Genomic DNA, 21,541 nt, shown 5'->3' on the forward strand with positions numbered 1-21,541 from the left:
CTCTTGGCGCCGTCAGAGACTTTCATCCGCTCCCAGGCTGAGGGGATGAGCAAGTATCTGGCTCATTATGCCGGCTCGAAGCGAAGAGAGGGCACCCAGTTGGAGCCGGCGCGGGTGACCGTGCTGAACGACGGCGGCCCGGGCGGGAGGGTGCGCGAGCTGCTATTCAAGGCAGTCGGCCTCGGCTTCCCGATAACCGAACGGTTCAAGCAGATGAACTTCCGCCTGCTGCACGCGCACTTCGGCCCGGATGGCGTGATGGCGCTGCCGCTCGCCAGAAGGCTGCGCATCCCGCTTGTCGTCACTTTTCACGGCTACGACGCGACGATCAAGGAAGCCTACGCGCGCAAATCGTACTATACGCACCGCAACTATATCCGCAAGCGCGCTCTGCTGCAGCGGGAAGGCGCCTTGTTCATCGCCGTATCCGACTTCATCCGCGGCAAGCTGATTGAACAGGGCTTCAATCCCGACAAGATCATCCGTCACTATATCGGGGTCGATACGGCGCTGTTCAAGCCCGATCCGGAAGTGCCCAGAGAAAATATCGTCCTGTTCGTAAGCCGCCTGGTCGAGGTGAAGGGCGCCGCCTACTTGATCCGGGCAATGAGCGAGATTCAGCGCGAACTGCCGGATGCCGAGCTCGTCCTCATCGGCGACGGGCCGCAAAGAGCGGAGCTTGAAGCGATGGCCGCCAGCATGCTGACCAAGTACAGATTCCTCGGGACGCAGCCGCCGGCGGTCGTCCAAGCGTGGATGAACCGCGCGCGCGTATTCTCCGTCCCGAGCGTACCGCTGGAGAACGGAGCGGAGGAAGCCTTCGGCATCTCCTTCCTCGAAGCGGCCTCGATGCAGCTGCCGGTCGCGAGCTTCAGAACCGGCGGCATCCCGGAGGCCGTGAGCGACGGCGAGACCGGATTGCTGTCCGAGCCGCGGGATGCGCGGGCGCTGGCAGCGGATATCCGCCTGCTGCTGACGGACGAGCCGCTCTGGCAGCGCATGAGCATGCGGGGCCGGGAGCGGGCGTGCGAGTCGTTCGACCTGATCGAGCAGACCAGGGAGCTCGAGCGCATCTACCATGCCGTGCTGGCAGGCGATACGAGGCAGGAGACCAGCTATAAGCTGATGCCGAGCCCGATGGACGCATGAACGCCGGCAGCCGCCTTTAATTGAACATTCGAACCCTATCAAAACTCGGACAGGCAGGGATCTCACATGACCAGAGAAACAAGCAAGCACCGCCACATCGCCAAGGCCCAGCCCGGCTCTACGGTGTCGGAATCTTACAAGAAGCTGCGGACGAATATCCGCTTTTCGGTAATGGGACAAGCCGTCAACGTCATTCTCGTCGCCTCGGCGGTCACCGGAGAGGGACGTACGACGACCGCGATCAATCTGGCAATCAGCTACGCACAGGAAAATAAAAGCGTGCTGCTGCTGGATGCCGATCTGCGGCGGCCGGCGGTTGCCCAAGCGTTTTTCCGTACGAGCCGCGCGGGTCTCAGCGACATTCTGATCGGCCAGGGCAAGCTCCAGGATGCGCTGCAGCAGACGGACATCGCCAATCTGTTCGTGCTCCCCGCAGGCACGGTGCCGGCCAATCCGTCAGAGCTGCTCGGCTCCGCCGCGATGCTGGAGCTGCTGGAATCGCTCAAGTCCCAGTTCGACGTCATCATCATCGATTCGCCGCCCGCTTCGTCGTTCGCCGACGCACAGATCGTCGGCGCCATGTCCGACGGCGTCGTGCTCGTCGCCCGCTCGGGCAAGGTTACCAAGGAAGCCGTCCGACGCACGCGCCTCGGCCTGGAGCATGTAGGGGCCCGCATTCTCGGCGCCGTCCTGAACAACAGCAGCCGGGGCCGCGTCGAGTCCAGCTATGCCAACTATTACGGTTACGGAGGAGATTACACATGAGTCTAGTCGGCAACGAGCTCGAGATCGCCAGCCGCGCACCAGCCACGACGTCCGCCAAGCCTATCGTCAAACCTACTGTCAAGACAAGCGGGACATCCTACCTGTTCAGCAGCGCCAAGCGAGTGATCGATTTGCTCGGATCGGGCATCGGACTGATTGTCCTGTTCCCGGTATTTGCCGTCATCGCGCTCCTCATCAAGCTCGAAGATCCGAAGGGACCCGTCTTCTTCAAGCAGCACCGGATCGGCAAGGGCGCCAGCCTGTTCAACATCTACAAGTTCCGCTCCATGAACACGAACTCCGAGCAGCTGCTCCGCGAGGACAAGGAGCTCTATGCCAAGTATGTCGCCAGCAACTACAAGCTCGAGGCGCACGAGGACCCGCGCATTACGCGGATCGGACGGTTCCTGCGCAAGACAAGCCTCGACGAGCTGCCGCAGCTGTTCAACGTGCTGAAGGGCGAGATGAGTCTCGTCGGACCGCGCCCCGTCGTCGCCCAGGAGCTCAAGGAATACCGCGACAAGAAGCGCGAATTCCTGTCGGTCAAGCCCGGCATCACCGGCTACTGGCAGGTCAGCGGACGCAGCGACGTCGGCTACCCGGAGCGCGTCGATCTGGAACTTTACTATGTCTATCACAAATCGCTCGCGCTCGACATCAAGATTTTGCTGGCAACGGTGCGAAGCGTGCTGCTCAAGAAGGGCGCCTACTAAAAATCAGCCAGATGCACCGTGCGTAGACAGGAGGAGAATAGCCGGATGAAGGTTGCGATCGTTCACGAATGGCTGACGACGTATGCGGGTTCGGAGAAGGTCGTCGAGCAGATGCTCGAGGTGTACCCGGAAGCCGACATTTTTACGATGGTCGATTTCCTGCCGGAGAAGGATCGGGGGTTCCTCAAGGGCCGCAAGGTCCGAACCTCTTTTCTCCAGAACATGCCGTTCGCCAAAAAGAAATACAGGCAATATCTGCCGCTCATGCCGCTCGCCATCGAGCAATTCGACTTGTCGTCCTACGACCTCATTCTATCGAGCTCGCATGCCGTCGCGAAGGGCGTCATCACGGGGCCCAATCAGCTTCATATCTCCTACGTTCATTCGCCGATCCGCTACGCCTGGGACATGCAGCATCAGTACCTGAAGGAATCCGGCCTGCAGCGCGGCCTGAAGGGCGCCTTCGCCAAGTACATGCTCAGCCGCATCCGCATGTGGGATTATCGCACCGCCAACGGCGTGGACTTCTTTATCGCCAACTCCGATTTTATCGCCAGCCGCATATGGAAGGTCTACCGCAGAGAGTCCAGCGTCATCTATCCCCCGGTTAACGTGAACGCCTTCGCCTATCGCGAAGACAAGGAAGACTTCTACCTGACCGCCTCGCGCATGGTTCCCTACAAGAAGATGGACATGATCGCCGAAGCGTTCGCGGGCATGCCGGACAAGAGGCTGGTCGTCATCGGCGACGGTCCCGAGATGGACAAGGTCAAGGCCCATGCGGCCAAGGCGCCCAACATCACGGTGCTCGGCTACCAGCCTGACGCGGTGCTGATCGACCACATGCAGCGCGCCAAGGCGTTCGTATTCGCGGCCGAGGAGGACTTCGGCATCACGCCGGTCGAGGCGCAGGCATGCGGCACGCCCGTCATCGCCTACGGCAGAGGCGGCTCGCTCGAGACGGTGCGCGGACTCGGCGTCCAGCAGCCGACGGGCGTGTTCTTCCAGGAGCAGACGGCGTCCAGTCTCGCCGAGGCGGTCAGACGCTTCGAGACGGAGGGCGGCGCGATCCAGGCGGCGAACTGCCGCAAGAACGCGGTGCGGTTCTCGCCGGAGGCGTTCCGCAAGAAGCTGCTGCAGCATGTAGACAACAAGCTGCGCCAGAATACGCGCCAGACCGGCAGCGGCGGCGTGCAGGCGGTTCTGTAAGGGTGTGTAAAGACGTAGACGAACGCATAGGAGGATATAGACAACTATGAAATTGACCTTCATCGGCACCGGGTACGTCGGACTGGTATCCGGCGTCTGCTTCTCGGAGATCGGCAACGACGTCACCTGCCTCGACAAGGATCTGGCGAAGATCGGGCGGCTGAACGGAGGAGAGGTCCCGATCTACGAGCCGGGCCTGCAGGAGCTGATCGCCAAAAACAAAGCGCTCGGCCGCCTGCGCTTCACCGGCGACCTGTCGTCCTCCATCCGGAGCGCGGAGGCGATCTTCATCTGCGTCGGCACCCCGTCGCTGCCGAGCGGAGAAGCCAACCTCGCGTTCATCGAGCAGGCCGCCCGGGACATCGCGCTGGAGATGAACGGCTACAAGATCATCGCGACCAAGAGCACGGTGCCGGTCGGCACGAACGACAAGATCAGGCAGATCGTCGCGCAGCTGACGCAGCATCCGTTCGACGTCGTCTCGATTCCCGAGTTCCTGCGCGAAGGCTCGGCGATCGCGGATACGCTGCACCCGGACCGCATCATCATCGGCTCGGACAGCCCCGACGCCGCGGCCAAGCTCGCCGAGCTGCACCGGCCGCTGACCGAGCGGATCATGCTGACCGACGTGCGCAGCGCGGAGATGATCAAGTACGCGTCCAACGCCTTCCTCGCGACCAAGATCTCGTTCATCAACGAGATTGCCAACATCTGCGAGAAGGTCGGCGCAGACGTCACGGACGTGGCGAAGGGCATGGGGCACGACCGGCGCATCGGGCCGTCGTTCCTGCAGGCCGGCATCGGCTACGGCGGGTCCTGCTTCCCCAAGGACACGAACGCGCTCATCCAGATCGCCGGCAACGTGGACTACGAGTTCAAGCTGCTGAAGTCGGTCGTCGAGGTGAACCAGGGCCAGCGGTTCAATATTATGACGAAGCTGCGGCACAGTCTCGGCGAGCTCGGCGGCAAGCGGATCGGTATCTGGGGGCTGGCGTTCAAGCCGGACACCGACGACGTGCGCGAGTCGCCGGCGCTGGACATCATCGGCGCGCTGCTGGCCGAAGGCGCCGAGGTGCAGGCCTACGATCCGGTGGCGACCGCGAACTTCCGCGCCATCTTCGGCCAGGCGGACGAGGTCCGCTGGTGCGAGGACGCGCTCGATGCCGCGCGCTCTGCCGACGCGCTCTGCCTACTGACCGATTGGCCGGCGTTCAAGGCGCTCGCGCTGCCGGAGGTGCAGGCGGTCATGCGGCAGAATGTGCTGATCGACGGCCGCAATGTGTATACGAGCGAGCAGGTGAACGAAGCGGAGCTGCGCTACTACTCCGTAGGCCGCCCGCACGTAGGCGGACTGTCCCCATCCGCATCGGAGCCTGTCGCCGGCTATGAACGGTGATCGGCGCGCTGCCGAAGCGCAATCAAGACGAGGGAGTGCCCGAGCTATGAGAAAGAACGCATCGGTCTGGTGGATGAACCCGACCGTCCTGTTCGCCATCGTGATGGGAATCGTCATCACCGGCGCTTATATGATCCCGGGGGAGAACTACCGCATGTTCTACCGGGTGGACAAGTTCATCGACAGCGGCAACATCTGGCTGGCGGTCTATCCGGCCGCCGCCTTTGTCCTGGGCGGGCTGCTGGCGGGGTTGCTGAACAAGGGCGTGAAGCCCGCCTCCGTCCTGCCGGAGGCGATCCGGAAGCGGGAGAGCTTCATCAAGTTCGCCGTCTTCGCGCTGTTCGCCATGACGGTGTTCGGCTACGCCGTCTACCTGCTGATCATGGTGCGCAGCGGGTTTACACTCTCGCTGTTCCTGTCCGTGCTCAAGGGAGAACCCGGCGTCATCTATTCGATCAAGCAGAACTTCGACAAGATTACGGGCGTCACTTCGTTCACCAACTTCGGCATCGCCTTTACGATTCTGGCAACCTACTATCAATGCCTCACGGGGAAAAAGACGTTCCTGCCGGCCATGGCGGTCGTGTTCCTGCTCACGCTGATGCGCTCGATCTTCTTTTCGGAGCGTCTCGCTCTGATGGAGATCGTCGTGCCGGCCGCGGTCATCTGGATCTCGATGCGCCTCAAGCAGGGCAAGCGGGTGCCGCTCGTGCGGCTGTACCCGGTCATCGGCATCGTTTTCGTCATCGGATTTTTCGGCGTCAGCGAATATTTCCGTTCCTGGCTCAGCTATTACGTGCATATTTATCCTTCATTTTGGGAGTTCGTAGTCACCCGCTTTTTCGGCTACTACGTCACTGCGCTCAATACCGGCACGCTGTACATACGTGAGCTCGGCTTTCCTGCGAATCCTTTTCCCTACTATACATGGGATTGGCTGTGGAAGATATCGCCGGGCGGCGACGCTTATGCCGAAGCTCATGGCGCACGCCCGATGAATCTGCTGAACAACATTTTGGAAACGATGGGCAATCCGGAGTTCAACAATCCGTCCGGTCTCATGCTGCCCTATCACGATTACGGCTTCGCGGGCGCGCTCGTCTACATGGCGCTGCTCGGCTATGCCAGCGGGGTGCTGTACACGCATTTCCGCAACAATCATACGTTCGGCATGCTGCTGTACCCGATCTGGATCGTGGGCATTCTGGAGTTTCCGCGGTATTTGTACTTCACGAGCGGTCGCTTCTTCCCGTGCTGGGTCGCGCTGCTCCTGTTCACGCTGATTGTTCATTATAATCGTCGCAAAGTGAAGAGCTGGCGACTGTCGGGGGTGAACGAGGCATGACGCGTCGCAAAGTGTATATTAACGGCCGCTTCCTCACCCAGCGCATCACGGGTGTGCAGCGCTACGCGCTCGAGCTGCTGCGTGCGCTCGACCAGCTGGCGGGCAGCCGGGATCCGTCCGTCGCCGCCTGCGAATTCATCGTGCTGGCGCCGCAGGGAGAACTGCAGGATGCGGGCTTGCGCCATATCGAGACGAGGCAGGCCGGCCGCGGCTCCGGCCATGCTTGGGAGCAGCTGAGCCTGCCGTTCCTGTCCGCGGACGGCTTCCTGCTCAGCCTGTGCAACACCGGACCGCTGGCGAAACGCGGCCAGGCCGTCACGATCCACGACGCGGCCGTGTATGCGGCGCCGGACACGTATTCCTTCGCTTTTCGCACATGGTACAAGGTGCTGCTGCGCGGGCTCGGCATGAATGCCAGGCAGATTCTCACCTGCTCCGCCTTCTCCGAGGATCAGCTGAAGCGGCACTTCGGCATTCGGCCGGCCAAGATCAGCACCATCTACCACGGCAAAGAGCATATGCTGCGCACGGCACCGGACAGGACGGTATTCGAGCGTCACAAGCTGGACAGGCCTTATGTGCTGGCCGTCAGCAGCATGAGCCCGAACAAAAACTTCGCCTCGGTCGCGGAGGCGATCCGGCTGCTGGGCGACGTCGACTTCGATATCGTCATCGCGGGCGGCAGCAGCAGCATCTTCAAGCCTGCGGGCGCAGCGCTCGGCGGGGAAGTCAGGCAGCTCGGCTACGTGACGGACGAGGAGCTGCGGGCGCTGTACGACAGCGCCTCCTGCTTCGTCTTCCCGTCCTTCTACGAGGGCTTCGGCTTCCCGGCGCTTGAGGCGATGGCCTGCGGCTGTCCTGTCGTCGCGTCGCGGGCGGCCTCGATTCCCGAGGTATGCCAGGATGCCGCGCTCTACTGCGATCCGCACAGTCCCGCCGATATCGCGGACAAGATCCGGCAGGTCATGTCGGACGGCGAGCTGAGGGAGGGCATGCGCCGGCGGGGCATCGCCCGCGCGGACAGCTTCTCCTGGGAGCGATGCGCCAGAGAGACGATGGACGCGGTGCGGCCGCATCTGAATCGGGGAGCGGAGGCCTACGTCGCGGAGGGAGAGGGGAGCTGGAGCCGATGAACATCGTATTCGCGAGCCATACGTATATGGGCGGGCCGTTCGTCGTCGGCTCGCACCATCTCGCCAGGGAGATGAAGCGGCTTGGGCATCGCGTGCTCCATATGAGCACGCCGCTCAGTCCGATGCATCTGCTCAAGTACAAGGACCGCGACATCCGCGAGCGCATCCGGATCTACCGCGGCGAGCGCGAGGCGGGTCCGGAGCAGGCGGTCAACAGCGTGCCGATGTCGCTGCTGCCGTGGGAGCTGGCCGGTCCGATCTACGCCCGCACGGGCAAGAACTGGACGCTGCCGCGCATGAAGCGGCTGCTCCGTTCGCAGCAGATGGAGCGCGTCGATCTGCTGCTCATCGACCAGCCGCGCTTCGCGGGGCTGGACAAGGTCGTGAAGCCGGCCGTCACCGTATACAGGCCAACCGATCTGTACGCCCAGATGACGGGCGACAGCTCGATCGCGGCGGCGGAGGCGGCCATCATGGCGAGCGCGCACGGGCTCGTCTCCACGTCGGAGCCGGTGCTCGGCGCGCTGCAGCCGTACAACCCCGCGCTGCCGAGCCTGCTGCTCGAGAACGGCGTCGAGTTCGCCCACTTCGCGGCGGGCGGCGAGGAGCCCGAGGATATGCGGGCGATCCCGGGGCCCCGCGCCGTCTACGTCGGCGCGCTCGACGAGCGGCTCGACCTGGACGCGCTGCGCCGGCTCGCGGATGCGTGGCCAGAGCTCGGCCTCGTCATCATCGGGCCGCCGAGCGAAGCGGCCGCCGCCGCGCTCGGCGGCCGGCCGAACGTCCATCTGCTCGGCCCGAAGCCGTACAAGGACGTGCCGCGGTACCTCCATCACGCCGACGTCGCGCTGCTGCCGCTCAGCGATCATGCGGCCAACCGGGGCCGCAGCCCGATGAAGCTGTACGAGTACGCGGCTGCAGGGCTGCCGGTCGTCGTGACCGAGACGCCCGAGCTGCTCCGGCGCGAGGAGCCGTTCCTGTACTTCTACCGGCAGGCGGGCGAATTCCCGGCGCAGGTGCGGGCGGCGATCGCCGCCCGGCACGGGCGCGAGCGCATCCGTGCCATGGCCGAGCGCCATGCCTGGGATGCCAAGGCCGCGGCGCTGCTCGAATTCGCGGCAGGCTTGCGCCGGGCAGTTCTAACCGAAGGAAGGAAGTGACACCATGACCTCGCTCAAAAAAAAGGGCATTGACGCAGCCAAATGGTCCACGCTGGCGACAGTCGTCTCGATCGTCGTGCAACTTCTCCAGCTCATCTCCGTCTCCCATCTGCTCACGCCGACCGACTACGGCCTGATGGGCATGGTCATGGTAATCGTCGCCGCCGCCGTCAATCTGTCCGACATGGGCATCTCCAACGCGATTATTCACCGCCAGGACGTCACCAGGGATCACCTCTCGAGCCTCTACATATTGAATCTGGCGACGAGCTTCGTCATCAGCCTGGCCATCTTCCTGTCCGCACCGCTTGTGGCGGCCTTCTACGATGAGCCCGAGCTCGTGAATCCGGTCCGGTGGATGTCGCTGCTATGTCTCGTTCCGGCTTTTGGCCAGCAATTCGAGGTGCTGTCGCGCAAGGAGCTCAAGTTCGACGTGATCTCCAAGATTCAGATCGCCGCCTATGTCGGGGGCTTCGTCATCGCCCTCGGCGGCGCTTATCTCGGCTATGGCGTGTACGCGCTGGTCGGCTCCTACCTGGGCAACGCATTGATCCGTTCGGCCGGCCTTGCGATTATGGGCTGGCGCAGATGGACGCCGACCGTTCACTTCGCGCGCGACGATCTCAAGGGCTATCTCAGCTTCGGCGTCTACCAGATGTCCTCGAACCTGCTCCAGTCCTTCATTTCGAACGTGGACTATTTGATTCTGGGCCGCATGTACGGCGCGCAGACGCTCGGCTATTACACATTTGCCTATCAGCTGTGCATCATGCCGGTCCAGAAGCTGACGCCGCTCATCAACTCGGTCACGCTGCCGATATTCGCCAAGATTCAGGACGACCTGACGCAGCTGCGCAGAGGTTATATCAAGATCGTCGAGGGCATCAGCTATCTGAGTGCGCCGATCTATCTGGGCCTGCTCGTCACGGCGCCGCTGCTCGTCACGTTCGCCTTCGGCGAGAAGTGGCTGCCGAGCGTACCGCTCATCCAGATCTTGTGCGTCATGTTCCTGCTGCGCTCCATGGTTGTGGCCGTGCTGCCGCTCTTGCAATCCAAAGGACGGATGAATCTGTATTTCCGCTATACGCTGCTCTGCATCGCCATTCAGGTGCCCGGCCTGCTCATCGGCGCTTACGCCGGCGGCATGAAGGGGCTGTGTATCGCCTTTGTGATCGTTCAGCTCGTTATATTCTGCGTCCAGTACAGCTATGCCGTCCGGCGCGTACTGGGGCCGAGTCTGGCCCCGCTGCTCCGAGGTATTGCGCCAGGAATGCTGTGCGGCCTGGTCATGGTCGTCGGGGTGCTTGCCTTCGATTGGCTGTCCCTGACGCTGTTTGAGCTGAATACGGGCTTTATCCTGCAGGTCATCTGCGGTGCGCTGCTCTACTTCGCGGTCATATTCTATTTCAATCGCAATCTGATTCACGCGGTACGCGATAAGGTATATAGGAGACATAAGTCCGTGAAGCCGGGGTGAAGCCCAGCCGGCTCCCCCCTTGACGCCATAATCCCCGTCATCCCCGCAGTTCCGTCGTCCTGTCTCGCGCTCGCCGCTCAGCCAGTATTCACAGCAGATAGGAGGGTTCAACCAGAATGAACACAGTCAAAAAAGCGATCATCCCCGCCGCGGGCCTCGGCACGAGGTTCTTGCCCGCGACGAAGGCGATGCCCAAAGAGATGCTCCCGATCGTCGACAAGCCGACGATCCAATACATCGTCGAAGAGGCGATCTGCTCCGGCATCGAGGACATCATCATCGTCACGGGACGCAGCAAGCGGTCGATCGAGGATCACTTCGACAAAAATCACGAGCTTGAGGCCGATCTCGAATGCAAGCAAAAAAACGAGCTGCTGGAAATCGTGCGGGGCGTGACCAATCTGGTCGAGATCCATTGCGTCCGGCAAAAAGAGCCGCTCGGCCTCGGACATGCCATCTGGTGCGCCCGCAAGTTCATAAATAACGAACCGTTCGCCGTATTGCTCGGCGATATGATCATCGAGAGCGAAGTGCCGTGCCTGAAGCAGATGATCGACGTCTACGAGGAGCGGCAGGGCAGTATTATAGCTGTAGAGGAAGTGCCGTGGGAGAGCGTCTCCAGCTACGGCGTCATCCAGGGCGACATGATCAGCAAGAAGCTGAACCGGATCACGAACCTGGTGGAAAAGCCGAAGATCAACCCGCCGTCCAATCTGGCGATGATCGGGCGCTACATTCTGGATCCGGAAATTATGGACATTCTCGAGCATCAACAGCCGGGCGTGGGCGGGGAGATCCAGCTGACGGATGCGATGAAGCAGCTGGCTTCGCAGAAAAGCATGTACAGCTACAGCTACGAAGGCAAGCTGTACGACGTCGGCAGCAAGCTGGGCTTCCTGAAGGCGAACATCGACTTCGCCCTGAAGCGCGATGAGCTCGGCTCGGGCCTGTGGGATCATCTGCACGAGCTGACCGGGGCCGGTGCCACGGCCGAGCGCGTGCGCGGAGAGCTGAGAATCGGTTGAGCACAGGCGCCGGCGCGATATTCGCCGCGTGAGCAGCGGCGCCGTCGGATGCAACCGTCGGTTGCAACAGAAAGAGAAAAAGATCTGGAGGGAATAAAACAATGAAATTGGTACTGCTGTCCGGGGGTTCCGGCAAACGACTGTGGCCGCTGTCCAACGATGCGAGGTCCAAGCAATTCCTCAAGGTGCTCGAAAACGAAAATAAGGAAATGGAATCGATGGTGCAGCGGGTATGGGGCCAGATCTGCGCGGTAGGCCTCGACCAATCGACCGTCATCGCGACGGGCAAGCAGCAGCTCGACATCCTGCAAAGCCAGCTCGGCCAGGTGCCGATCATCGTCGAGCCGGAGCGTCGGGACACGTTCCCGGCGATCGCGCTGGCGGCGGCCTACCTGTACTCGCTGAAGCAGGTCGACCTGAACGAGACCGTGTGCATCCTGCCCGTCGATCCGTATGTCGAAGACCGGTTCTTCGAGCGAATCTGCGATCTGGAGGATGTGCTGAACCGGACGGATGCGAAGATCGCACTCATGGGCGTGACGCCGACGATCCCGTCCTCGAAGTATGGCTACATCGTGCCCGAGCAAGGGAGCGGGGACGACTCGCACAGCCGCGTCGCGCGCTTCACGGAGAAGCCGACGGAGGAGAAGGCCAAGGCGCTCATCGCCGACGGCGCGCTGTGGAACTGCGGCGTATTCGCCTTCAAGCTCGGCTATCTGATCGGCCTGCTGCTCGAGCGGGGCGTGCCGATCCGCTACGAGGACCTGCAGCAGGACTACGGCAAGCTCGCCAAGATCAGCTTCGACTATGAGGTCGTCGAGAAGGAATCGGACATCGTCGTCATTCCGTACGACGGCTACTGGAAGGACCTCGGCACCTGGAACACGCTCACGGACAACATGGGCGCGAGCGTGATCGGCAACGGCATTCTGAGCGAGGACAGCAACAATACGCATCTGGTCAACGAGCTCGACATTCCCGTCACGATCATCGGCATTCACAACGCGATCGTCGCGGTCAGTCCGGACGGTATCCTCGTCTCCGACAAAAACGCGAGCCCGCGGATCAAGGACATGGTCGTGCCGAACCAGCGTCCGATGTACGAGGAGCGGACGTGGGGCTGGTACCGCGTGCTGGATTACTCCAAGAGCAGGGATTCGGAGGTGCTGACCAAGCGCGTCTGCCTGAAGGCCGGCAAGCATCTCAGCTACCACTACCATACGGAGCGCACGGATACGCTGACGATCGTCTCGGGAGAGGGCGAACTCGTGCTGAACGAGGAGCTGTACATCCTGAAGCCGGGAGACGTGTTCCGCATCCCCGCCGGCTCCTATCACGGGCTGCGGGCGGCGACGGACATGGAATTCATCGAGATCCAGCAGGGCGATTCGGTGAAGGAAGAGGATGAGATCGATCTGTACGGCACCTGGGAGGAGATGGAGTTCCATTGTCTGTCAAGAGGCATTCCTTCGTAAAAAAATCGCTCATCGTCGCAGCTGCGGCCGTCCTGCTCCTCGTCATCGGAACAGGCGGCTATGCCTGGTATATCTATCATGATGCGAAGGAGACGCTCAGCTCCATCTATCAGCCGATCGCTCCGGCCCCAGAAGGGGGCGGAGCGCAGGCGGTCGGAGTGGGGGCCTCAGGCGGCGGGAACGAGTCTGCGGGCGCCGACAACGGGTCTGCAGCAGGCGGCACCGTGCAGCTGGCGGCTTCAGGCGGTGCGCTGCCCGCCGCCGGCACAGGTCCGCACGCCGTCGATCTGAACGACGGCGATCCGTTCACCGTCCTGCTGCTCGGCGTCGACGAGCGCGCGGGCGACACGGGACGCTCGGACACGATCATGGTCGTCGCCGTCAACCCGGCCAAGCACTCCGCTCTCCTGTACAATATTCCCCGCGACACCCGCACCGAGATTGTCGGCAAGGGCAAGCTCGACAAGATCAACCATGCCTACGCCTTCGGCGGCGTCGACATGTCGATCCGTACCGTCGAGCGGTTCATGGACGTCCCCATCGACTATTACGTCAAGGTGAATATGGAGGGCTTCGCACGGATCATCGACATTCTCGGCGGCGTCTCGGTGGACAACCCGTTCGGCTTCACGATCGACGGCGTCACCTACCCGGAGGGCCGGCTCGACCTGGACGGTGAGAATGCGCTGCTGTACTCGCGCATGCGCTACGACGATCCCAAGGGCGACATCGGCCGGATCGAGCGGCAGCAGGGCGTGCTCGCCGAGCTGATCGACAAGGCGAAGCGGTTCACGACCGTGGCCAAGCTGCCGGACATCTTCGACCAGATCCGTGCCAACGCCAAGACGAATCTGACGGTCGACGACATGAAGGCGCTGTTCAACAACTACCGCAAGAAGATCGAAGTCGTAAACAAAGACCAGGTAGCAGGCGGCGGCGAACGCATCGGCGGCATCTACTACTATCAGGTCAGCGAGAGCGAGCGGCAGCGCATGCACGACCAGTTCGTCCGTCAGCTGGACGCGAACGGCGTGTAGAGCGCGCGAGGCCCGTCCGGGCGTATGGCCGCGAGGCCGCGCGCCCGGACGGGCCTCTTCATGTGCTGTCGGGGAGGCAGCGCATCTGCGCCGCAGCCTCTTGGGCGGGCACATAATTTTGAACGGGAGCGGGAGGGACAAGCCGGATGGCTGTTAATTTGTTTTTTGTGCCGCATCAAGACGACGAGGCGCTGACGTTCGGCGCGGGCATTCGCAACCATCTTGACGTGGGCGACGAATGCCATGTCATCTTGTATACGGACGGGCGCTCCTCCGGCGTGAGGAGGCAGCTCAACGGCGAGGACAGGAGTGCGCTCACACGGCGCTACTACGATCCTTCGGCCGAAGGCTACGGCTATCTTGAGGAGACGGATATCGTGCGGCTGCGCAACGATGAATTCCGCCGTTCTTGCCTGGCGCTCGGCGTGCCCGACAGTCACATCCACTTCGCGGACGGACAGATGCGCGACGGAGCGACGAGCGTGGAGGGGTGCGAAGACGTGCTGCGCGAGTACATGCGCAGATATCCGGGCGCCCGGGTCAAGACATTTACCGATCTGGGCGGCAATCATGCCGATCACGCGAATATGGGGCGCGCGGCGCGCAAGCTGGCGCGGGCTGGAGCGATTGCAGATTTGCGTCTCTATGTCGAGCCGTACAATCGCCGCAACGCCAAGCAGGAAGTCCGCAGGCTTGAACTGCTCGTCGAGCGTTCGGAGCAGCAGGCGCATCGGGTGGTAGCCTCCCTGCAGGAGTACAAGCGTTGGGACCCTGTCCGCGGACAGCTCGCCATCGGCTATCATTCGGTCAAGCGCTGCTTCGACGCCGCCATCGCGAAGCCAGTCTCTTATTATCACAAACCTTGAGTGCAGGGGCGATCGGATAGGCGCTGCCGGGGTAATGAATAGAGAACGAGATTGATGACGGAGGTGCTAGGCTATGAGCGCGTTATATGATAATGAATCAGCCGAAGTACGGACTGAAGAGGAGATTATCGCCGAACGGGAAGGCAACGGCTACATTCTGCGCGGCATCAAAGGCCGGATCGGCCAAATCTCGTATACGATGGCCGACGCGGACACTTGGATCATCGATCATACTGCCGTAGACGGCGAATATCGGGGGCGTGGGCTTGCCAGGCAGCTGCTCGACTTCGTCGTAGCCGAGGCAAGGGAGAAGGGACGGAAGATCATCCCCTCCTGCTCCTATGCGCTGCACCAATTCCAGACGGACCCTTCGCTCTCCGACGTGTGGGCCGAAGGCGACGCCAGCCGTTATTCGGACGCTTACAGCAGCAACGGCGTCGAATCCCGCTAGCGCTCGCATCCGGCGGCGGAATGCGGTTGTGATCGTGCACGCGATTAAGAGAGACTATTCCCCCGGGATAGTCTCTTTTTTCTGCGTAGGAGGACAGTCGGTGGAACGCAGCTCTGCGTCCGCGACGGCGCTTTGTCGGCGCGGTCAAGGTAAAAGGCCATCTCCGGTCGATTGGAGCACTCGACTGGAGATGGCCTTGTCTGTCGCCTATACGACGGCTGGAATCAGACGATATACGTATCCGAGTTTAGCGTGTTGTTCGTGCGGAACGTATCGTAGATCGGGGCTCGGCGGTCGGGATCGGTATCGACCAGCACGAGGATTCGGCCGGCGTTGAGATCCTCGTCGTACCGCTTGGCCTCGTCCTCTGGAATGCCGAGGCCGATCAGGCCGCCGACGATTCCGCCCGTGCCCGCGCCGATCGCGAGGCCCGTCAGCGTCGCTGCGATCGGGCCGGCTGCGAGGATCGGGCCGATGCCCGGTACGACGAGGAGGCCGAGGCCCGCGAGCAGGCCGGTCAGTCCGCCGACTACGCCGCCTGTCGCCGCGCCTGCAGCAGCGCCTTCGGGCGCCTTGGTGCCCGTCTCGTCGGTAACGTAATCGAGGTCATCCCGATTTTTGCTGATGACGGAGATGTCGTCCGACGTGTAGCCCTGACGCTTGAGATCCTCGATCGCCTTCACGGCGCCCTGTTCCGTGTCGAATACGCCGACGATTCTTCTCTCGTGTGTGCCGCGCTCCTGTGCCATGTTCATCCCTCCGAATTTATGATTTGTCTGCTTGTGTTCAATCTTGTGTGTGTTTGTATGCGGGTTCTTTATCTTTTACCCACAAGCGTTAAGCATAACCCTATCCTGAGATTATGAAATAAAGCATGTCGAGCCAACGGCCGGATCAGCAGTGTCCGATTCCCGGTCAAAATAATTTAAAATGAGTCATATTCCGGCCTTATGACGGGCTTCCGCGGACATCTATAATGAAAGAAATCGACAAGACGGGAGGCGACAGCCCGTGACGCCCAATCAGCATTACCGCCCAAAATCGAGGGCTGCCAGACGATGGAGAGAGATCGCGGCCGGGTATGTGTTTGTCGGTCCGATGCTGCTCGGCGTTATCGTTTTTACGCTCATTCCGATGATTATGCTGCTGCTCTTCAGTCTGACCGACTGGTCGTTTCTGACGGGCTACGACAAGCTCCATATTTCCGGCTTCGGCAATTTTGCCCGGCTGTCCAAGGACGCGGAATTCGGCGAGTCGCTGCTCCACAATCTGGTCATGCTGCTGGCCGTGCCGATCGGCATGGCGGTCGCGCTGCTGCTGGCGGTGTTGATATCCGAACGCGCTTACATGAAGTCCTTTTTCAAAATCATTTTTTTCATGCCGCAAATATCCAGCATCGTCGCAGTGGCGGTCGTCTGGCAAGTGCTGTTCCATCCGTCCTACGGGCCGGTCAACGGGTTTCTGTCGGCCATCGGCGTCCATGAGCCGCCCAAGTGGCTGGCCGATCCCCATTATGCGCTGCCTTCGGTCATGCTGCTGATGATCTGGATCGACCTGGGCGTCTCTCTCATCATTTATACCGCGGGTCTCAAAAACATTCCGCGCGATCTGTACGAGGCGGCCGACATCGACGGGGCTTCCGCGCGCGTGAAGTTTTTCCGAATCACCTTTCCGCTGCTGACGCCCACGAGCTTTTTCCTGCTGATCACCGGCCTGATCGCCAATTTCAAATCGTTTGCGCTCATCAAGGTGCTGACGGACGGCGGGCCGGCGCATTCCACGTCGGTTCTCGTATACGACATTTACCAGCAAGGCTTCGTTAATCTGAAGACGGGTTATGCGTCCGCCATGTCAATCGTGCTGTTCGTCATCATCCTGGCGATCACGTTTCTCCAATGGGCCGGACAGAGAAGGTGGGTGCATCAAGGATGAAGACGCAAGCCGCAGGGCGGAAGGGGCTGCCCGTATCCCGTATTCTGATCACGGTGCTGCTTGTACTGTTCGGCATCATCTTCCTGCTCCCGTTCATATGGATGCTGTCCGCCTCGCTCAAGCCGGAGGTCGACGTTTTTAATTATCCGGTCGAGTGGATCCCGAAGCACTGGCAGGCGATCGAGAACTACACGAAGGTATGGAACGGCAAAGCCAACTTCGTATTGTATTACTGGAATTCGATAAAGGTAACTGTACTGACCACGATGCTGTCCGTCGTCGTCTCGGCGATGGCGGCCTACGGCTTCACGAAGGTGCGGTTCCCGGGCCGCAATGTATTGTTTCTGGTCGTGCTGGCCACGTATATGATCCCGGTGGAGGCAACGCTCGTGCCCTTGTTCGTCATCTATCGCTCCATTGGGCTGTACGACACGCATACGGGTCTGGTACTGCTCGGCGGGTTCAGCGTGCTAGGCACCTTCCTGCTTCGTCAGTTTTTCTCGGGCATATCCGACGAGTATGTAGAGTCGGCGCAGATCGACGGAGCCGGGCACTTCTCGATATTCACGCGTATTCTGCTGCCGCTCGTAAAGCCGGCGATCGCCACCTATGCGATACTGCGCTTCATCTGGACTTGGAACGATTACCAGACGCCGTTCATCTTCCTGAGCGACAAGGCGCTTTACACGATCCAGCTCGGCATGAATGCATTCGCGGATCGCAATGGACAGTTTTACTCGCTCGTCATGGCAGCATCCGTATCGGCGATTGTGCCGCTGCTCGTCGTCTTCATCGTCGGGCAGAAGCAGGTGATCGAAGGCATTAGCCTGGGCGGGGTCAAAGGCTAACATACGACGGCATATTTGCCGGGACATCAGAAAAACGGTCAATTATTTTCCGTTTCAGTCAATTCTGATATCTTATCGACATCAAAACCCCAATGTTACGATTGTGTTACGAACCGCGAATCATCAGCCGGTGCGACAAAATTACTGGGGAGGTTAATCATGTTAAACAAAAAAGTGATATCTGCAGCCATGGCGTCCGCACTCTCGATCTCGCTGTTAGCCGGTTGCGGCAATAGCAATAGCAACGGCAACGATACTGCCGCCTCGCCGTCTTCGTCCGGGGCTTCCTCGAGCTCGGCATCCGCTTCGTCGTCGGACGCGCCTGTCACGATCAAGCTGGCTTCATGGATTCCGCAGGCTCAGATGGACGGCGTGCTCGCCGAATATAAAAAAGAGAAGCCGAACGTGACCGTGGAGTACGAGGAGCTGGTCGAGAACAACGATTCCGTCGAGGGTCTGAAGAAGCTGGACCTCTTGATCGCCTCGGGCTCCGATCTGGATGTCGTCATGTTCCCGAATGCCGCCGATTATTCCAAGCGCGTCGGACTCGATCTGCTGGCCCCGCTGGACGACCTGCTGGGCGCCGAAGGGATCAAAGTGACGGACGAGTATACGGTCGATCCATCACTGGACGGCAAGGTGTACGCCCTCCCCGACACTTATGAAAATTACTTCGTGCTCCTGAACAAAGAGATGCTGGACAAGGCGGGTCTCCCGGTACCGACCGACTGGACTTGGGACGAATTCTACGATTATGCGCGCAAGCTGTCCGGCGGGGAAGGCGCGAACAAGGTGTTCGGCACCTTTTTCCACTCCTGGCCGATGTATATGGAGCTGGGATTGCTCAATCAGAGCAAGGACAACAACCTCGTGAACAACGGCGTCCTCAAGGTGGACAGCGCCGAGGTACGCAAGTCTCTGGAGATCCGCAGCCAGACGGAGCAGGTGGACAAGAGCGCCATTCCTTACAGCGACACGATCTCGCAGAAGCTGGCTTACCGCTCGGTGTACTTCTCCAAAAAGGCGGCGATGATCGTCACGGGCAACTGGATGATCACGGAGGCGGGCGGCTCGGAAGAATTCCCTGCGACATTCGTCAGCGCGTTCGCGCCGATGCCGGCGAACAAGCCGGGCGATCCGTCGGGCGTGAGTCCGGCCAACGGCAACTTCATGAGCGTACTGAAAAAGTCGCGGAACCAGCAAGCCGCCTATGACTTCATCCGCTGGTATACGACGAAGGGCGAGCAGTGGAGCAACGTCTACTCGGCCTGGAAAAAGCAGGACGTCGATCAATTCATCGCCGGTCTGAAGTCGAAGGTCAAGAGCCCGGACATGATCGATACCGATTCGCTGACCTACGTCATGAAGAACAGCCCGACGACTCCGCTGAGCCTGCCGCCGGCGTATCAATCGGAGCTGGAAGAAGCATACGTCAAGGAAGCCGAGAAGTACGTCCTCGGGCAGCAGGATATGGAGACGACCATTCAGAAGGCTTCGGCCGCGCTGCAGAAGATCGTCGACGCCAACCAATAAACCGCCCGGACCGGGCTTCGGCTGCGCTTCGCAGGGGATCGTTCCCTGCGGAGCGTTTGTTGGCCTTCGGGGGCGGCGCGGGCGATGTATGGTAAAATACAGACACAAGCGCTGGCTCCGGGAGGCGAGAGGGATGTTCAACGGACGCAGATTCGTGCGCAGCCTGCGCGGCAAGCTGATCATGACCGCCCTGCTGTGCCTGCTGCTCCCGGCCGGCTTCACGCTGATCGCCGGAGATTATCTGACGCAGCGGATTGTGAGGGATCAGGTCGTCGACAACGAGAACAAGTCGCTCGAGCTGACCGGCGTATATCTCTCCAGCCTGTTCGACAACATGATCCGCGTCTCCAACGGCATCATGTTCGACAACAACATCAACGTCGCATTGAAGGAAACCTGGCAGCGGTACAAGCTGGGACAGTCCGATCCGGCACAGGACGCCTTCGATGCCAAGAACATCGGCTATATCCTCAGCAGCATCGCCTCTACGATGGACACGGTATATGTCACGATTCTCACCGTGGACGGACGCTATTTCACCAACTACCAATTCGATCTTTACGGCGGGTTTAATCCATCCAGCTTTTTGGAAAAGTCATGGATGGATCAGGTGGAGACGCTTCCCGCGTTCGACGTGGGCTGGATCGGTCTTGTAGACCAGTACACGGCGGACGGCAAGACGGTCGAACCCTACTTGCTCACGATGGCCCGCAATCTGCGGCTGGCGTATTCCAAGGATCCTTATGCCTACATCCTGATCAGCATCAGCGAGAGCAAGCTCGCGGAGATATTCAAGCACGATATCGGCAGGCAGGAGACGATGCTCCTTGACGGCGACGGACGCATCCTTGCGAGCCGCAACAGGGAGCGAATCGGACAGATGTTCCCTTTGCTAGACGAGGTGCGGCGAGCCGATGCGCCGCTGACCGTACGGTACGAGGGAGAGCAATTCCTGCTAAGCCGGCACGATCTGGATTACGGCGGGTATCGCGTCGTCAGTCTTCGTCCCTACAAGGAGGCGGTGCGTCAGCTGCATTCGGTCTCGCAGCTCAGCTTCGCGGTGCAGATCGTGGCGACGCTCGTATTTCTGGCTCTGTTCATATATATGCTGCGCCAGTTCACGAAGCCGGTCGTCGCGTTGGGCGAGGCTGCGATCCTGGTCGAGCGCGGCGAATTGACGGTTCGCTCGGGCGTGCGCGGCAGCGACGAGATCGGACGGCTGGGCAAGCAGTTCGATCAGATGCTCGAGCGGATCGAAGGGATGATCGGGGAGATCCGGGCGGAGCAGATGCAAAAGCGCAAGGCGGAGCTGGCGATGCTGCAGGCGCAGATCAATCCGCATTTCCTGTTCAACATCCTCAATTCGATCCGGCTGCGCCTCCTGCTCAAGGGAGACGAGGAAAACGGCGAGCTGCTCGCCTCGCTGTCCGGCCTGCTGCGGCAGACGATTCGCAGAGACGAGGAATTCACCTCGCTGCACGAGGAGCTTGAAGTGCTGCGCCGATACATGGAGCTGCTGAACTTCCGCCAGCAGGAAAAAGCGACGCTGATCATCGAAGCGGCCTCGGATACGCTGACGATCCGGGTGCCGCGCTTCCTGCTTCAGCCGGTAATCGAGAACGCCTATATTCACGGCCTGCGACAGGAGCCGGGGACGATCGTCGTCCAGGCGAGCCGCTGGATACCGGACGACGGCGGACCCCGGGAGCTGCCCGGCGCGGGCGCTGCTGCAGGCGAAGGAGCGCTTCGGCTCGTCGTCCGCGACGACGGAGCGGGCATGTCGAGAGAGACGCTCGACCGTCTGCGCGCCGAGCTCCGTTCGCAGCGAGGCGCATTGCCGGAGAGCGCGGCAGGGAGACTGTCGGGCATCGGCATCTCGAACGTGTACGAGCGTCTTCAGCTCGTCTACGGCGAACGGTTCAACCTGACGCTGGACAGCGAGGAAGGCCGAGGGACTACGATCGTGATCGTCATCCCCGCCGATCCGCAGCCGGCCGCGGGAGCCGGATAGGTTCGAGAGAATGCGT

Annotated in this window: 19 protein-coding genes; 18 read left to right on the forward strand and 1 reads right to left on the reverse strand. The window is 61.1% G+C overall.

Features of this window, described 5'->3' with window-relative positions:
• The first annotated feature begins 45 nt into the window (after positions 1-45).
• From VQ071_RS00970 to VQ071_RS01035, 14 genes are all read left to right on the forward strand, one after another.
• Positions 46-1,149 carry a glycosyltransferase gene (locus tag VQ071_RS00970; RefSeq protein WP_340511962.1) on the forward strand — a complete coding sequence of 368 codons (1,104 nt, stop codon included), beginning with the start codon at positions 46-48 and terminating at the stop codon, positions 1,147-1,149.
• 66 nt (positions 1,150-1,215) lie between these two features.
• Positions 1,216-1,914 (forward strand): CpsD/CapB family tyrosine-protein kinase, encoded by a 699-nt coding sequence (locus tag VQ071_RS00975; RefSeq protein ID WP_340511963.1) that lies wholly within the window; start codon positions 1,216-1,218, stop codon positions 1,912-1,914.
• A complete protein-coding gene (locus tag VQ071_RS00980; protein WP_340511964.1) occupies positions 1,911-2,627 on the forward strand; it encodes a sugar transferase in 717 nt (238 codons plus the stop codon). The genes VQ071_RS00975 and VQ071_RS00980 overlap by 4 nt, the downstream gene beginning before the upstream one ends.
• A 45-nt stretch (positions 2,628-2,672) precedes the next feature.
• Positions 2,673-3,836, forward strand: a complete 1,164-nt coding sequence (locus VQ071_RS00985; protein ID WP_340511965.1) for a glycosyltransferase family 4 protein — start codon at positions 2,673-2,675, stop codon at positions 3,834-3,836.
• Between the two features lie 46 nt (positions 3,837-3,882).
• Positions 3,883-5,232 carry a UDP-glucose dehydrogenase family protein gene (locus VQ071_RS00990; protein ID WP_340511967.1) on the forward strand — a complete coding sequence of 450 codons (1,350 nt, stop codon included), beginning with the start codon at positions 3,883-3,885 and terminating at the stop codon, positions 5,230-5,232.
• A 46-nt stretch (positions 5,233-5,278) separates the two neighbouring features.
• On the forward strand, positions 5,279-6,577 hold the full coding sequence (locus VQ071_RS00995; protein ID WP_340511968.1) for an O-antigen polymerase: 1,299 nt from the start codon (positions 5,279-5,281) through the stop codon (positions 6,575-6,577).
• Complete coding sequence (locus VQ071_RS01000) at positions 6,574-7,710, forward strand: glycosyltransferase family 4 protein (protein WP_340511969.1); 1,137 nt, start codon at positions 6,574-6,576, stop codon at positions 7,708-7,710. The genes VQ071_RS00995 and VQ071_RS01000 overlap by 4 nt, the downstream gene beginning before the upstream one ends.
• Complete coding sequence (locus tag VQ071_RS01005) at positions 7,707-8,870, forward strand: glycosyltransferase (protein ID WP_340511970.1); 1,164 nt, start codon at positions 7,707-7,709, stop codon at positions 8,868-8,870. Before VQ071_RS01000 ends, VQ071_RS01005 begins: the two co-directional genes overlap by 4 nt.
• Before the next feature lie 4 nt (positions 8,871-8,874).
• Positions 8,875-10,347: an MOP flippase family protein gene (locus tag VQ071_RS01010; RefSeq protein ID WP_340511971.1), complete on the forward strand. Its 1,473-nt coding sequence runs from the start codon at positions 8,875-8,877 to the stop codon at positions 10,345-10,347.
• A 116-nt stretch (positions 10,348-10,463) separates the two neighbouring features.
• The gene (galU, locus tag VQ071_RS01015) at positions 10,464-11,372 is read left to right on the forward strand and encodes a UTP--glucose-1-phosphate uridylyltransferase GalU (RefSeq protein WP_340511972.1); all 909 of its coding nucleotides are present in this window, start codon (positions 10,464-10,466) and stop codon (positions 11,370-11,372) included.
• Positions 11,373-11,473: 101 nt separating this feature from the next.
• Positions 11,474-12,847, forward strand: coding sequence for a sugar phosphate nucleotidyltransferase (locus VQ071_RS01020; RefSeq protein ID WP_340511973.1), 1,374 nt, complete (start codon positions 11,474-11,476; stop codon positions 12,845-12,847).
• Entirely contained in the window at positions 12,820-13,884 is a 1,065-nt protein-coding gene (locus tag VQ071_RS01025) for an LCP family glycopolymer transferase (protein ID WP_340511974.1), read from the forward strand. The genes VQ071_RS01020 and VQ071_RS01025 overlap by 28 nt, the downstream gene beginning before the upstream one ends.
• Before the next feature lie 146 nt (positions 13,885-14,030).
• Positions 14,031-14,750 (forward strand): PIG-L family deacetylase, encoded by a 720-nt coding sequence (locus tag VQ071_RS01030; protein ID WP_340511975.1) that lies wholly within the window; start codon positions 14,031-14,033, stop codon positions 14,748-14,750.
• 73 nt (positions 14,751-14,823) lie between these two features.
• Positions 14,824-15,201, forward strand: coding sequence for a GNAT family N-acetyltransferase (locus VQ071_RS01035; RefSeq protein WP_340511976.1), 378 nt, complete (start codon positions 14,824-14,826; stop codon positions 15,199-15,201).
• A gap of 224 nt (positions 15,202-15,425) precedes the next feature.
• Here the strand turns inward: VQ071_RS01035 and VQ071_RS01040 are convergent, their stop codons facing one another.
• Positions 15,426-15,950: a general stress protein gene (locus VQ071_RS01040; RefSeq protein ID WP_340511977.1), complete on the reverse strand. Its 525-nt coding sequence runs from the start codon at positions 15,948-15,950 to the stop codon at positions 15,426-15,428.
• Positions 15,951-16,212: 262 nt separating this feature from the next.
• Between VQ071_RS01040 and VQ071_RS01045 the strand changes: the two genes are divergently transcribed.
• The 4 genes from VQ071_RS01045 (at position 16,213) to VQ071_RS01060 (ending at position 21,525) form a co-directional block, all read left to right on the forward strand.
• Complete coding sequence (locus tag VQ071_RS01045; protein ID WP_340511978.1) at positions 16,213-17,133, forward strand: carbohydrate ABC transporter permease; 921 nt, start codon at positions 16,213-16,215, stop codon at positions 17,131-17,133.
• Complete coding sequence (locus VQ071_RS01050) at positions 17,130-17,981, forward strand: carbohydrate ABC transporter permease (protein WP_340511979.1); 852 nt, start codon at positions 17,130-17,132, stop codon at positions 17,979-17,981. The genes VQ071_RS01045 and VQ071_RS01050 overlap by 4 nt, the downstream gene beginning before the upstream one ends.
• Before the next feature lie 159 nt (positions 17,982-18,140).
• Entirely contained in the window at positions 18,141-19,514 is a 1,374-nt protein-coding gene (locus VQ071_RS01055) for an ABC transporter substrate-binding protein (protein ID WP_340511980.1), read from the forward strand.
• An 88-nt stretch (positions 19,515-19,602) separates the two neighbouring features.
• On the forward strand, positions 19,603-21,525 hold the full coding sequence (locus tag VQ071_RS01060; protein WP_340511981.1) for a sensor histidine kinase: 1,923 nt from the start codon (positions 19,603-19,605) through the stop codon (positions 21,523-21,525).
• Positions 21,526-21,541 lie beyond the last annotated feature (16 nt).

Source organism: Cohnella sp. 56 (genome assembly GCF_037963805.1).
Classification (GTDB): domain Bacteria; phylum Bacillota; class Bacilli; order Paenibacillales; family Paenibacillaceae; genus Cohnella.

Coding starts and splice junctions, on each gene's coding strand:
- VQ071_RS01050 (WP_340511979.1), top strand. CDS start 17,130: ATGAAGACGCAAGCCGCAGGGCGGAAGGGGCTGCCCGTATCCCGTATT.
- VQ071_RS00990 (WP_340511967.1), top strand. CDS start 3,883: ATGAAATTGACCTTCATCGGCACCGGGTACGTCGGACTGGTATCCGGC.
- VQ071_RS01030 (WP_340511975.1), top strand. CDS start 14,031: ATGGCTGTTAATTTGTTTTTTGTGCCGCATCAAGACGACGAGGCGCTG.
- VQ071_RS01005 (WP_340511970.1), top strand. CDS start 7,707: ATGAACATCGTATTCGCGAGCCATACGTATATGGGCGGGCCGTTCGTC.
- VQ071_RS00970 (WP_340511962.1), top strand. CDS start 46: ATGAGCAAGTATCTGGCTCATTATGCCGGCTCGAAGCGAAGAGAGGGC.
- VQ071_RS00980 (WP_340511964.1), top strand. CDS start 1,911: ATGAGTCTAGTCGGCAACGAGCTCGAGATCGCCAGCCGCGCACCAGCC.
- VQ071_RS01010 (WP_340511971.1), top strand. CDS start 8,875: ATGACCTCGCTCAAAAAAAAGGGCATTGACGCAGCCAAATGGTCCACG.
- VQ071_RS00995 (WP_340511968.1), top strand. CDS start 5,279: ATGAGAAAGAACGCATCGGTCTGGTGGATGAACCCGACCGTCCTGTTC.
- VQ071_RS00975 (WP_340511963.1), top strand. CDS start 1,216: ATGACCAGAGAAACAAGCAAGCACCGCCACATCGCCAAGGCCCAGCCC.
- VQ071_RS00985 (WP_340511965.1), top strand. CDS start 2,673: ATGAAGGTTGCGATCGTTCACGAATGGCTGACGACGTATGCGGGTTCG.
- VQ071_RS01020 (WP_340511973.1), top strand. CDS start 11,474: ATGAAATTGGTACTGCTGTCCGGGGGTTCCGGCAAACGACTGTGGCCG.
- VQ071_RS01055 (WP_340511980.1), top strand. CDS start 18,141: ATGTTAAACAAAAAAGTGATATCTGCAGCCATGGCGTCCGCACTCTCG.
- galU (WP_340511972.1), top strand. CDS start 10,464: ATGAACACAGTCAAAAAAGCGATCATCCCCGCCGCGGGCCTCGGCACG.
- VQ071_RS01000 (WP_340511969.1), top strand. CDS start 6,574: ATGACGCGTCGCAAAGTGTATATTAACGGCCGCTTCCTCACCCAGCGC.
- VQ071_RS01035 (WP_340511976.1), top strand. CDS start 14,824: ATGAGCGCGTTATATGATAATGAATCAGCCGAAGTACGGACTGAAGAG.
- VQ071_RS01060 (WP_340511981.1), top strand. CDS start 19,603: ATGGTAAAATACAGACACAAGCGCTGGCTCCGGGAGGCGAGAGGGATG.
- VQ071_RS01040 (WP_340511977.1), bottom strand. CDS start 15,950: ATGGCACAGGAGCGCGGCACACACGAGAGAAGAATCGTCGGCGTATTC.